We start from the raw sequence: 12,442 nt of genomic DNA, 5'->3' as shown, positions 1-12,442 counted from the left end.
AGCATCAAAAAAGACGTTGTTGATACAACGTCTTTTTAGTAGCATTAATTTTCATCGCTGGCGGCCGTTACTTCTGTAGCGACTACGGTTGATTGCGACCAAACCAATAATTGGGCTTGGATATTTTCTAAAATCTTCATCCCTAATTGATAGTCGCGCTCGGAGCCAATGCTGTTAAAACTCAACGTGCACGTTCCAGCAAACGTGCTGGCGGCGATCTCCATAGCCGGTGTTGGGCGAAAGGCCCCCGAAAAGACACAGTTAACAACTGTTAAGCCATGAAAATGCAGCTTTTGTTGGTCAACGACACCAAAGTTGGTATAGGTTAACGGCTGTTGTGCTAACCAGCGTTGGGTGAACTTACGCATTAGCCCAACTGGCATCGTGTGGTTCATCTTCTGTAAATTAACCAAGCGATACAAGAAGGCGGCATGTGCCCGTTCAACCGCCAATAAATCATGGACGTGTTGGACCAGCGCTGCAAACGGGGCATCCACATCGACTTTGATATTGAGATAAACCATCCCGGTTAAGTTAGCGACTCGAGTGACATTTTCGACGGCCGGGGTAAAGTGGCGGAAGTTGATGGGATACGGCAACGTGATCGTCGTATGTCCCGTCAAGACTTGTAGTGCTTTGGCATAAGCCGCTAAAATGGCCTCACTAATGCCAACATCTTGCGCTTTAGCGACTTGTCGAACGCGCATAAATTGCTTGCTGGTCAACATGATATGGCCGACATGTCGCAAGTTAATGCCCTGATAATGGGGTAATTTTACGGCATTACCAGGTAAGTCGGCACGATTACGTGGTCGTTGGAACTGCCGTTGCATCTTCGTAATGATCGGGCGCAACCGACGTTCGTTTTGAAGTTCAGTTAACTCATCATGGTTGTAGGCTTGCGCTAATAAGTATAAGTACTCTTTAAAGCCGACACTGTCAGCCAATAGGTGACTCATAAAAGCCTGCAAAACATCATATTGATCATGATGGATGACAAAGAGCCGCAATTGCGGTCCTGTATTAAAATTAAAATCAAAGTTTTCCGGACTATACGGACTTTGGGCTTCAATGACTAAGTCATCAACTTGTTGATTAGTCACTTCAAAGCGATTATGGTCTGCTTGATAGTGGGCAAAAATCTCGGGGACGATCTGCGCCGAGGATAAGACGGCTGCTTTGAGCCGTTCGATATCGATTTTGCTAGAAAAAACCAGCCGTGACCGCATTAAAGGCACGGCCGTGTCCGTGAGGAGCATATTCACAAAATCTAGCGCTTCACCACGATAATACACATTAAGACCCCCGATCAAATTCTCTATACAGTAGTATAACAGACTGATTGGTGACGGGATGGGTGGGATGTTCAGTTTTGAAAAAAGTTAAGAAAACATGGCCTAACGATGAGTTGACATTCTTTTTCATGATTGCCGAAAAAAAGTTACGGGAACTTGAAACCGGTTCCGCCGAGCAGCGAAAAAACTGTTATACTTAAAGTAAATACAGCTTAAAGGAGTGTTCGCCCCATGAAAATTGTGGCCCTCGTCGGCAGTGTCCGACATGCATCCTATAATCAAAAATTAGCAGAATTTGTGCAACAGCGTTATGCTGACGAAATTGAAGTTAGTATCCCGGTATTAAAGGACTTGCCATTCTATGACCAAGATATTGAATTAGAAGCCCCAGCCGTCGTCAACGACTTTAAACAAAGTGTGTTAAAGGCCGATGGTGTAATGTTTGTTACACCGGAATACAATCATAGTATTCCTGGTGTTTTGGCGAATGCCATCGATTGGTTATCACGGGTCGAACGTCCTTTAAAAGGCAAACCAGTTATGATTTTGGGCGCAACGATGGGGCCTTTGGGCACCGTTCGCGCACAAGGCACGTTACGACAAATTTTGGATTCTCCCGGTGTGGCAGCACGGGCGTTACCTGGCAATGAATATTTGATGGGCACGGTCCAAAACAAGTTCAATAATGATGGTGACTTAACCGACCAAGCATCAATTGATTGGCTTGACCACTGCATGCACAACTACTTACAGTTTGCGCATGACTTAGCTCGTATTCAAGAAGCATAAAACTAATAGTTGAGGGGTAATTTCGGATGAACAATGAACGTAAGTTAATCTATGTGATTTTAAACGATGAAGATGTTAACTATGATTTGGAAGAACAACCTGATCAATACGTGGTCTACATTCGACGGCAAAAAGGGGATACTCGTGACCTCGAAGTAGTCAGTTCCGAAATCAAAACATTATTTGACGATGCTGATTTAAACTATCAAGAAACGGTCAAGCCAGCTGGCAAAGAAGCTGACATTGTCTTGACGGTTAAACGTAGCTAAAACCAACGCCATTCAAACGATATCAACGTGTGCTAGCATTCTAGGCTGGCACACGTTTTTTTGTCGTTAGAACTTTGAAACCCAGTGGCGGCAGGGATTAAGGTATGCTGGCATTAAAAGGTCACGTGAAAGGATGTTACGAAATGACGATTGCAGAATTATATCAAGTTATGTTGACTAATATGGGGCCACAACATTGGTTAGAGCCAGGAATCGCACCAGCTGAGACGCCGTGGGAGATTTTATGGGGTGGCGTCTTGGTTCAAAATACCAATTGGCGTAATGTCGATTATGCGTTGGCTAATTTAAAACAAGCGACGCAATTTGAGCCCCAAGCGTTATTGCAGTTGTCGACAGCGGACTTAACCACGTTAGTGCGACCAGCGGGATTCTATACGCGAAAAGTTCCGACGTTACAAGGTCTGGCACAATGGGCGGGGCGCTATCAGTTTGATTTAGCGACTTTACGCCAGTTGCCGGCTGCACAGGTGCGTCGGGAGTTGAAAGCTTTACCAGGTATCGGCGATGAAACGGCAGATTACTTTTCCATGTATGTCTTTGATAATCCGACGATTATTGTCGACACTTATTTGCGCCGGCTGTTTGCGTGGTTAGGCCAAGCGTTACCGCGTCCTTATTTGAAAGCCCAAACTGAGATTATGGCCGCTTGGGACTATGATTTCGCCACTGCCCGGGAATGGCACGCGTTGATCGTGGAATTTGGCAAGCAGGTGAAGACGCCGGCCGACTTTGCGAACTCGTTTTTATCAACGCAACACTTGGCTCTTTAGTTCAGTTAATTAATTGAACAGTATAACCTTAATATGAACGAATAAATATTACGCTTTTGTTTGACTGATGGGCAAAAGGTCGGTATGATGAATGCGATAAAGAAATGAAACCGCTTTACTTAACCCTAAAGAGGCTTCAATTTAACTCAGGTTTGGGGGGACCATGGTGCGACTATCGCAAAAAGTGATTTATCAGATTTACCCAAAGTCGTTTTACGACAGCAATGGCGATGGTATCGGGGATATTCCCGGTATTATTGCCAAGATTCCATATTTAACGCGGTTGAATATCGATATGATTTGGTTCAACCCGTTCTTTGTATCACCACAGCATGACAATGGTTACGATATCGAAGACTATTATCAAATCGACCCACGGTTTGGGACCATGGCTGATTTTGAGGAACTCGTTCGTCAGTTACATGCCGTTAATATCGACGTCATGCTGGACATGGTGTTTAATCACACGTCAACGCAACATGAATGGTTCCAAAAAGCCTTAGCGGGTGATAAAAAGTATCAGCAATATTATTATATTCGCCCCGCTAAAGCCGATGGCAGTGCCCCAACTAATTGGCATTCTAAGTTTGGGGGTTCTGCGTGGGCCAAGTTTGGTGAGACAGATCAGTATTATTTGCATCTTTACGATGTATCGCAGGCCGATTTGGATTGGCATAATCCGGCCGTACGCCAAGCAGCCGCGGACATTGTCAATTATTGGCAAGCTAAAGGGGTCCGCGGGTTCCGATTTGATGTCATCAACGTCATCGGCAAAGATGCCGAGTTACAAGATGCACCAGCCGGGATGAGTAGCAAGATGTTGTATACGGATCGGCCCATTGTTCACGAGTATTTACAGGCGCTGAATGCCGCTAGCTTTGGTCAGCATACCCATGATGTGACCGTGGGTGAATTATCTTCGGCGACTTTAGCCAATAGCGTGGCTTATACGCAACCAGATCGCCATGAATTGTCGATGGTCTTTAACTTTCATCATTTAAAAGTCGATTATGACCATGACAATAAGTGGACCGACCGGCCATTTGATTTTATGGCCCTCAAACAGATCATCAATGAGTGGGCCCAAGGGATGAGTGCTGCAGGTGGTTGGCAAGCATTATTTTGGAACAATCACGATCAACCACGGGCGTTGAATCGGTTCGGTGATCCTGAGCATTACCGTGAAAAATCGGCGGAAATGTTAGCGACGGTGATTCATTTGTTACGTGGGACACCGTTTATCTATATGGGCGAAGAACTTGGGATGACGGATCCGCATTATCACACGATTGATGATTATGTCGATGTAGAATCACACAATGCTTATCAGCAGTTACGGGCACAGGGTCACGGCGACCGTGCCGCCTTTCACTTAGTGCATGTTAAGTCTCGGGACAATGCGCGGACCCCGATGCAATGGGACGCGACCCCCGAGACGGCTGGCTTTACGACCGGGACACCGTGGTTAAAGCCAACCAATCAAGCGACGATTAATGTCGCCGCCGAGTTAGATCATGGGGAGATTTTTGCTTATTACCAACGGTTAATTCAGTTAAGAAAGCAGGTCGCCGTGGTTGCTGATGGGGATTATCAACCGTTCTTGTTGGACCATCCGCAAGTGCTCGCTTACTTGCGAACTACCGCGACTCAGCAATTAGCCGTGCTTAACAATTTTTATGGGCGTAAGACGACAGTCGAATTGCCACCGGAATTTGTGGGGGCACGCGTGTTGATCTCAAATTATGATCGTGCGGTCGTCGGTAACGCTATTACTTTACAGCCATATCAGTCAATTGCCTTATTACGCGACAAATAAAGGGGGACATCGCGATGAAACGAGTGCAATTAGTATCACCAATTACGGGACAACTTATCCCGTTAAATACAGTTAAAGACCCAGTCTTTTCACAAGGCATGATGGGTCAAGGATTTGGGATTGAGCCAGACCAGGATCAAGTGGTCGCACCAGTAACCGGTAAGATTACGATGGTGGCGGCAACTTTACATGCGATTGGATTTACGACCGCCGATGGTTTGGAAGTTTTGGTGCATTTAGGGATTGATACGGTGGAATTAAAGGATAATCCACCATTTAAGCTGAATATTAAAGTGGGCGATGAAGTTCGGGCTGGCGATGCCATCGGGACGATGGACTTAGCGGCGATTCAAACGGCCGGTAAACAAACAACCGTGATTTTGGCAGTCACGAACTCAAACGACAAAGTGTCGCAATTAGCACCTAAGTTGGGCGCCGTTAAAGCTGGGGCCGTTGGTGCTGAAGTTGACTTAAAAGCGGCCGAAGAAAAAAAGCCCGTTGCGACCGCTGCTACTGGTGATAAATATGACCAGTTAGCGACGCAAATTATTGAAAATATCGGTGGCGCTGATAATGTGAAGAGTGTGATTCACTGTATCACCCGGGTACGGTTCTATTTGAAAGATGAAGCTAAAGCCAACGATGATACGATTCGGAACTTAAAAGGGGTCATTGATGTGGCGAAAGCTGGTGGTCAATACCAAGTTGTGATTGGCCCAGCGGTTACCGATGTTTATGATGCTGTCGTTAAGCAACTCGGCCCTGGTTTTGGGGATGACGATGCGTCAATGGTCGCGATGGAAAAAGAAGCCAATAAAGCCGCATGGAAAAAGATGACGCCTTGGCAAAAAGTTAAACATAGTTTTAGTGCCTTGATCGGGGTCATCACGGGCTCCATGATTCCAGTGATTGGCTTGTTGGCTGCTTCCGGGATCTTAAAAGGGGTCTTAGCCTTACTGACTTCCTTTAAGATTGTCTCCGCAACGGCACCAACTTACGTCATCATTAATGCGATGGGCGATTCAGTCTTTTACTTCCTGCCAATCTTCGTTGGGTTTACCGCCGCTAAGAAATTAGGCTCAGATCCAATTATCATGGGGATCGTCGGTGGGGTGCTGACTTATCCAGCCATCGTGAATATTGCGACGACCGGTAAAGTTACGAGTCACCTATTAGGGATGGCGATCAATGCTGACTTCTTTGGCTTACCAGTTCACGTGGCTTCATACACGTATTCGATCTTCCCAATGATTGCTGGGGCCTGGTTAGCAGCTAAGTTGGAACCATGGCTCAAACGGGTGATTCCAACCGTCTTACGGATGATCTTTGTCCCATTACTTGAAGTTGTACTAATTTCTGGGGTGATCTTACTCTTCCTTGGCCCAATCATTACTGCTTTATCTGGCGCTTTGGCACTGGGTATTGTTAAGATTTACGAACTGAGTCCAGCCATCTCTGGGTTGATCATCGGGGGCTTTTATCAAGTGTTGGTTATCTTTGGGTTACACTGGGCGATTATTCCAATCGTGGCCAACGATATTGCCACAACTGGTCACAGTTATTTAAATGCGATTGTTTCAGCAACGATGGTCGCTCAAGGTGGGGCCGTCTTAGCGATTGCCATGAAGTCTAAAGTAGCCAGCATCAAAGAATTGGCTTGGCCAGCAACGATTTCAGCTTTCTCTGGGGTTACTGAACCCGCAATGTATGGGATTAACTTGAAATATGGTCGGGCCTTCGTCACTGCCAGCATTGGTGGTGCCGTTGGGGGCTTCTTAACCGGCCTGATGCATGTTAACATGTGGGGCTTTGCCGGTTCATTGATCGGCTTTACGTCCTTCGTCAATCCAAAGGGACTCGACTTCAGTTTCTGGGGCTTCTGGATTGCATCATTAGTTGATATTATTGTCTCCTTCACCTTAACGTATATGTTTGGGTTCTCCGATGCCGATGTTAAAAATGTTAAAACGGCACCAAAGAAGAAACATTTAGGTGAACAAGCCGCATAGGCTAACGTTAAAAAAAGCGCCTGGGATAAGTCCTCAGGCGCTTTTTTGGCGCCAATAATTGCTCAAGGGCGGCTGCTTGACAAAGCTAGTGACTTACGTTTTAATGTAACTTATAAAGTTACAAGAAAGTGAGCGATGACATGATGAAATATACGATTACTGGTGCGACGGGTCATCTAGGCACCCAAATTGTCCAAGCCTTAGCGAAGTTAGTGCCAGCAACACAATTAAATCTAGGGGTACATACCGTTAGTAAAGCCGCGGCTTTTCAAGCCCAAGGCATGATGGTGACAGGCATGGATTACCAAGATGTGGCGAGTTTGAAGCCCGTCGTTGCCGATAGTGATGTTTTAATCTACATTCCGAGTAAGAGTCATGATAGTTACAGTCGGGTGACTGAATTTGAGCATGTGCTAGCTGCGGCCGAAACGAGTCGGGTCAAACACTTATTAGTGATGGGCTTTATCGCTGATCAAGTCGATAATCCGTTTAGCTTATCGGCGTTTTATGGGTATGTACCGCGGCGGTTGGCTGCCTCGAACTTGTCTTACACAATTATTCGTAATGCGTTGTATGCCGACCCCTTGGTACCGTATTTGCCAGAACTAGTTGAACGGCAAAATGTGATTTATCCGATGGGTGATCAAGCGTTGAGTTTTATTAGTCAGGCGGATAGCGCGGCAGCTTTTGCTAAAGTTGCGACCACCCCAGCTTTGCGCCAAAGTGGGCGTATCTATACGTTAACGCAACCACGACATTATACGATGCCAGCTTTAGCGGCCGTTTTAAGCAATGTTTCTGGGCACAAGATTGGGTATCAACCGGTGAGTCTGGCTGAGTTTAAGGCCTTATACAACCAAGGTGATGAAGGTCAGATGTTGGCATCGATGTATGCGGGTGGTGCCCAAGGATTATTGGCCACTGTTAGTGATGATTACGAAATAATTATGGGTCACACGGCCCAGTCTTTGCCGGCCTTTTTACAAACTGAGTTGGCTAAAGACTAGCTTATCATTAACTTCATCGCCGCCCAGCCGTCATTCCATGCTATAATTTATGGTATGAAATTAACGGAAAGGAGGCGCCAGCATGGCTGAAAAATCGCTCGGGGACTTTCGGGAATTGTTTCATCGCGGACAATTAACGATTGGAATTAGTGAATTAAGTAAGATGACTGGTGTCTCGCCACGGCAATTGCGGTACTGGCAAAAAAAGGGGTACATTATTCCTAAGAATCAAGACGAACCTGGTCGAGCCCGCATTTATACGTTAAAGATGGTTATTAAAGCCGCGGCGATGAGTAATTTGTTGGCAGCTGGTTATACGTTAAAAGCCGCTGCTGACCAAGTCGATGAACGGATGCGTCCAGCACAAACGATGTATCACGTTTTGTTTGACCGCTATCAAGGGTTCCAGCTCGGCGATGATGGGGAGATCATCGTTGATTTAGGCCCCTTTGATCCAGATCCAACCCAAGAATTATTTGCAAAGTTGGTCGATGAACGACCGCAGTTTATTTTAAAACCAAGAGCTTAAAAATAGCTCAAGCAACTAACGGCCTGATGAAGATTCAATTTTCATCAGGCCGTTAGTTTTGTCTGTTGATTCAGCCTTAATCAGGGGTTACACCCAGCTAATGCTTACATTTTTTAAATTAATACTTACAAATGCTTGATTTATACTTAATTTATCGCTATGCTTGTCCTAAAATCGAAGGGCGGGGTTACGATGAATCAATTGGACCGGCAACGACAATTGTTACAAGAGCTTGATCAACGGCGTCAAATGAGCGTTGCCGATGTTATGACGGCATTAGCCGTTTCACGAGATACGGCGCGCCGAGATATTGTCGCAGTGACCGAACGTGGATTGGCGCAACGGATCCATGGTGGGTTACAAGTGCGGAATTTTGGCATCGGCATTCCAAGTTATCAAGATCGGCTGCAGCAATTTACCGCGATTAAAACGGCATTGGCGCGCCGCGTCTTGCCTTTGATTACAGCTAATCAGTACGTGTTTATTGATGTCTCGACGACTTTGTTGAAATTGACCCAATTATTAAGGCAACATTGTACGGTATATACTCATTCACTAGATAACGCGATTAGTCTGGCAACCAATCCTGCGGTAACGTTACAATTACTCGGCGGTGAGCTAAATCAAACCAATCGCTTTATGGCTGGGACAGCGGCATTAACGGCTTTACGACCGGTTCATTTTGACCAAGTCTTAGTTGGTGCGGCAACCGTGAGTGCCCAAGGCTTATTTTATAGTGATGCGGGCGATGCGGCGATCAAGCGGCAAGCGTTAAGTCAAACGGATCGGGGCATCTTAGTCTGTGAACATCGTAAATTTGGTCAACCAGCTCGTTTTTGTGGTGGCCGGTTGGCCCAACTACAAGTCGTGATTACTGATGAACCATTAACCCCAACTGAGCGCGCTTGGTTTACCCCAACGACAACTTTTATCAATTTAGCGGAGGATGATTAACATGACAAAACCAAAATTAATTTTAAGCGATATTGATGGTACGTTACTAAACGATCAAGCTGAGATGTTACCAGCGACGGTTACGGGGATTCGTGCGGCTGTACGCCAAGGGGCAACTATGGTCTTAGCTTCCGCCCGGTCACCTAAAGGCATGTGGGGATTAGCCCAAGAATTAGGCATTGATTCGACAATGATTGCCTATAATGGTGCGTTGACAGCGAAAACGGATGCTGAAGATCAGTTGAAAGTGTTTGAAGAACGGCCAATTGATCGTAAGGTCGCCCGCAAATTGCAAAAGTTAATCGCCAAAAATTGGCCGCAAGCCTCAATTAATATTTACAGTAATAATGACTGGCTGGCTCAACGAAATGGGTCGTGGGAACGTCAAGAAGCCGCCGGCATTGGTTACCCCGCCCAAATCACCGACCTGGCGAGTTGGCTCGCCAAAGGCGCCGCTCCAATTCACAAATTATTGATTATGGCGGATGCATCGGTCATTACGGCAATTAACGCCAAGCTACAAACACCAGCCTTTAAGGCGATTGCGGCCTATCGGTCCAAAGATACGTATCTTGAAATCGTTGCCGCGGGTGTTACGAAAGCCAAGGCGTTAGAAGTGTTGATCGCGGATGATCAATTAACGCCAGCCGATGCGATTGCTTTTGGGGACAACTTCAATGACTTAGCGATGTTACATTTAGCCGGAATCGGTGTTGCGATGGGGAATGCGCCAGAAGTCGTTAAAGAAGTCGCCGATATTGTCACCACAGACAATAATCATGATGGCATTTATCAAGTGTTACAACAATATTTTGACTAGACCAAAGTGCAGTCACCAGCTTTATTTTTAAGCTAAAAAAGCCGGTTTGGCGCTAAGCCGAGATAATTAAGTCATAAGCAAAAAGTCCGTCACCATTGGAGTGACGGACTTTTTTAGTGGCTCATTTGAATGGTTATTGGCCTAATTGTGTCAAAATACGTTGTGCTGTTCGCCCGTTGAACTCGTTAGTTTGTAGACGTTCAAAGACGAGGGTCATCGTGTGGCGCAATTGCGCATCGGTTAATCCTTGTTCAGATAACGTATTGATAACGACTTGCAATAAGTCAAGTGGCAAGATGGGGCGCTTGTCTGGAAATTGATCGAAATAAGCGGCGACCGCCTGATCATGTAATTGCCAGTAGATCGGATTCTTAACATCATCAAAAATCGTTAAGAGTTGTTCTAAAGCGGGTGATAAGGGAATGTTTTTCGCGATTAAAGTTGTTAACATTCCATCCCGCGCGGGAATTCGGACATCCGCCACGTAATCTTTTAATAGTAAGAAGTGCGTTTTAAAAGGTGGCCGTAATGTGAAGGTCATCGCTAACGCAATTTGGCTGTCAGCTGCCATGATGAATTACCCCTTTATCATGAATTTAGTGGCGCTTGGTAAAGCGGACGACTGCTTCACAACGCGCCGTCTGTGGAAACATATCGATCGATTGAATGTAATCCACTTGATAACCTCGGGTGAGTTCCCGTAAATCTTGTGCCAAGGTCGATGGGTTACAAGAAATGTAGACTAACTTTTCGGGTGCACTTTGTAAAATTGCATCGATCAAGACGTTATCTAACCCGGTACGTGGTGGGTCAACGACCATCGCGTCAGGCGCAAAGCCAGTTGCTAACCATTGTGGCAACAGTTCTTCTGCTGGGCCAACTTCGTAACGGGCATTGGTAATCCCATTACGTTTGGCGTTGGCATTCGCATCGGCTACGGCTGCTGGAATCGTATCCATGCCACGGACTTCTTTGGCCACATCTGCTAACGATAACCCAATTGTCCCAACCCCAGAATAAGCATCAACTAAGGTTTCGTTAGGTGCTAAATCTAAGGCTTCACGTGTTAGGCGGTAAAGCTTCTTAGTTTGATGGGGATTTAATTGGAAGAATGCCCGGGCAGATAAGTCGAAGCTTAAGCCATCGAGGGCATCGGTAATCGTGGTTTTACCAGCCAATAAAGTGGTTTGTTCACCCCAAATAAGTGATGTTTTGCCAACATTGACATTTTGCATCACCGAAACAACCATTGGGAGTTTCTCAGCAATCTTCATGAGCAATTGATGCTTTTTAGGCAATTTAGGCGTGTTCGTAATTAAGACGACTTGGACTTCCTCAGTCGTTGCCGCGGCCCGAACGACGATGGTCTTAACGATCCCAGAGTTGTGGGCTTCATCATAGATTGGCACTTGTAATTCTTCTAACCATTGGACCAACTGACGCATCACAGTCATCGTGACGGGCATCTGGACCGAACAAGTAGGTAAGTCAACCAGGTCATGACTGTTTTCACGGTATAACCCCGCCGCCACGTGACCATCGAGAACTCGAACTTGGAATTGCGCCTTGTTACGGTATTCATAAGGCATCGACATCCCAATCGTTGGGCGAATGTCATAGTGTTGGTAGCCAGTTGGCCGATACTTTTCGAGCGCTTGGCGCACGACGTCTTGTTTAAATTTCAATTGTGCTGGGTAGTCCAAATGTTCCAGTTCAAAGCCACCGACTTCACCGGCATAGGCATCTTGAGGATCCACCCGGTCGGGACTGATTTTTCGTAACTTCCGGATTTTAGCTTCTAAGTAGCGCGGATGGACTGCGGTGACTTCAGCGACGACGACTTCACCAGGTAAGGCGCCTTTGACAAAGGTGATCACATGTTTGTAATAACCGATCCCTTCACCGTTAATTCCTAAGCGTTTAATGGTCAATGGAAAGCGTTGTCCAAGTTCAACCGTACTTTGCACGGCTGCTTGAGGCTGTTGACGCTTTTGAAAATGGCCACCTTGTCGTCGATTTGGATAATGATTAGTTGGTTTCATATAAATTTAGTTAACCTCGTTTTCTGTATAACTGTCTGCCAACTATTATAGCATGGCGGCTGTATAACTTGATAGTTGGCGGGTTGAATTAAGTTGCGCCCTAAAGTAAATATGCTATGCT

12 protein-coding genes are annotated in these 12,442 nt (G+C 46.0%); 9 read left to right on the top strand and 3 right to left on the bottom strand.

The window, feature by feature from the left end:
• Window positions 1-44: 44 nt before the first annotated feature.
• Window positions 45-1,295, bottom strand: coding sequence for a hypothetical protein (locus FFM75_RS10420; RefSeq protein WP_223876665.1), 1,251 nt, complete (start codon window positions 1,293-1,295; stop codon window positions 45-47).
• A 231-nt stretch (window positions 1,296-1,526) separates the two neighbouring features.
• Between FFM75_RS10420 and FFM75_RS10415 the strand changes: the two genes are divergently transcribed.
• The 9 genes from FFM75_RS10415 (at window position 1,527) to FFM75_RS10375 (ending at window position 10,279) form a co-directional block, all read left to right on the top strand.
• Entirely contained in the window at window positions 1,527-2,084 is a 558-nt protein-coding gene (locus FFM75_RS10415; protein WP_137629113.1) for an NADPH-dependent FMN reductase, read from the top strand.
• A 26-nt stretch (window positions 2,085-2,110) separates the two neighbouring features.
• Complete coding sequence (locus FFM75_RS10410) at window positions 2,111-2,353, top strand: hypothetical protein (RefSeq protein ID WP_137629112.1); 243 nt, start codon at window positions 2,111-2,113, stop codon at window positions 2,351-2,353.
• A gap of 143 nt (window positions 2,354-2,496) precedes the next feature.
• Entirely contained in the window at window positions 2,497-3,144 is a 648-nt protein-coding gene (locus tag FFM75_RS10405; protein ID WP_137629111.1) for an endonuclease III domain-containing protein, read from the top strand.
• Window positions 3,145-3,307: 163 nt separating this feature from the next.
• Window positions 3,308-4,960: an alpha,alpha-phosphotrehalase gene (gene treC / locus FFM75_RS10400; protein ID WP_137629110.1), complete on the top strand. Its 1,653-nt coding sequence runs from the start codon at window positions 3,308-3,310 to the stop codon at window positions 4,958-4,960.
• 14 nt (window positions 4,961-4,974) lie between these two features.
• On the top strand, window positions 4,975-6,969 hold the full coding sequence (locus tag FFM75_RS10395) for a PTS sugar transporter subunit IIABC (RefSeq protein ID WP_137629109.1): 1,995 nt from the start codon (window positions 4,975-4,977) through the stop codon (window positions 6,967-6,969).
• 143 nt (window positions 6,970-7,112) lie between these two features.
• On the top strand, window positions 7,113-7,976 hold the full coding sequence (locus FFM75_RS10390; protein WP_137629148.1) for an SDR family oxidoreductase: 864 nt from the start codon (window positions 7,113-7,115) through the stop codon (window positions 7,974-7,976).
• A gap of 82 nt (window positions 7,977-8,058) precedes the next feature.
• Window positions 8,059-8,505, top strand: coding sequence for a MerR family transcriptional regulator (locus tag FFM75_RS10385; protein WP_137629108.1), 447 nt, complete (start codon window positions 8,059-8,061; stop codon window positions 8,503-8,505).
• Window positions 8,506-8,697: 192 nt separating this feature from the next.
• Window positions 8,698-9,459 carry a DeoR/GlpR family DNA-binding transcription regulator gene (locus tag FFM75_RS10380; RefSeq protein ID WP_171001480.1) on the top strand — a complete coding sequence of 254 codons (762 nt, stop codon included), beginning with the start codon at window positions 8,698-8,700 and terminating at the stop codon, window positions 9,457-9,459.
• A 1-nt stretch (window position 9,460) separates the two neighbouring features.
• The gene (locus FFM75_RS10375; protein WP_137629106.1) at window positions 9,461-10,279 is read left to right on the top strand and encodes a Cof-type HAD-IIB family hydrolase; all 819 of its coding nucleotides are present in this window, start codon (window positions 9,461-9,463) and stop codon (window positions 10,277-10,279) included.
• A gap of 133 nt (window positions 10,280-10,412) precedes the next feature.
• Here the strand turns inward: FFM75_RS10375 and FFM75_RS10370 are convergent, their stop codons facing one another.
• Together FFM75_RS10370 and rlmD are read right to left on the bottom strand one after the other, a co-directional pair.
• A complete protein-coding gene (locus FFM75_RS10370; RefSeq protein ID WP_223876664.1) occupies window positions 10,413-10,850 on the bottom strand; it encodes a hypothetical protein in 438 nt (145 codons plus the stop codon).
• A 25-nt stretch (window positions 10,851-10,875) separates the two neighbouring features.
• Window positions 10,876-12,321 (bottom strand): 23S rRNA (uracil(1939)-C(5))-methyltransferase RlmD, encoded by a 1,446-nt coding sequence (rlmD, locus tag FFM75_RS10365; protein ID WP_137629104.1) that lies wholly within the window; start codon window positions 12,319-12,321, stop codon window positions 10,876-10,878.
• Between the last annotated feature and the right edge of the window lie 121 nt (window positions 12,322-12,442).

The sequence above is a fragment of the Lactiplantibacillus daowaiensis genome, from assembly GCF_005405085.1.
Classification (GTDB): domain Bacteria; phylum Bacillota; class Bacilli; order Lactobacillales; family Lactobacillaceae; genus Lactiplantibacillus; species Lactiplantibacillus daowaiensis.
Note: the sequence above shows the minus strand (reverse complement) of the source record. Positions and strands in the feature narration are given on the sequence as shown.

What these genes read in the sequence shown, in the direction of transcription:
- FFM75_RS10415 (WP_137629113.1), top strand. Translation starts at nt 1,527, where the DNA reads ATGAAAATTGTGGCCCTCGTCGGCAGTGTCCGACATGCATCCTATAAT.
- FFM75_RS10410 (WP_137629112.1), top strand. Translation starts at nt 2,111, where the DNA reads ATGAACAATGAACGTAAGTTAATCTATGTGATTTTAAACGATGAAGAT.
- FFM75_RS10405 (WP_137629111.1), top strand. Translation starts at nt 2,497, where the DNA reads ATGACGATTGCAGAATTATATCAAGTTATGTTGACTAATATGGGGCCA.
- treC (WP_137629110.1), top strand. Translation starts at nt 3,308, where the DNA reads ATGGTGCGACTATCGCAAAAAGTGATTTATCAGATTTACCCAAAGTCG.
- FFM75_RS10395 (WP_137629109.1), top strand. Translation starts at nt 4,975, where the DNA reads ATGAAACGAGTGCAATTAGTATCACCAATTACGGGACAACTTATCCCG.
- FFM75_RS10390 (WP_137629148.1), top strand. Translation starts at nt 7,113, where the DNA reads ATGAAATATACGATTACTGGTGCGACGGGTCATCTAGGCACCCAAATT.
- FFM75_RS10385 (WP_137629108.1), top strand. Translation starts at nt 8,059, where the DNA reads ATGGCTGAAAAATCGCTCGGGGACTTTCGGGAATTGTTTCATCGCGGA.
- FFM75_RS10380 (WP_171001480.1), top strand. Translation starts at nt 8,698, where the DNA reads ATGAATCAATTGGACCGGCAACGACAATTGTTACAAGAGCTTGATCAA.
- FFM75_RS10375 (WP_137629106.1), top strand. Translation starts at nt 9,461, where the DNA reads ATGACAAAACCAAAATTAATTTTAAGCGATATTGATGGTACGTTACTA.
- FFM75_RS10370 (WP_223876664.1), bottom strand. Translation starts at nt 10,850, where the DNA reads ATGGCAGCTGACAGCCAAATTGCGTTAGCGATGACCTTCACATTACGG.
- rlmD (WP_137629104.1), bottom strand. Translation starts at nt 12,321, where the DNA reads ATGAAACCAACTAATCATTATCCAAATCGACGACAAGGTGGCCATTTT.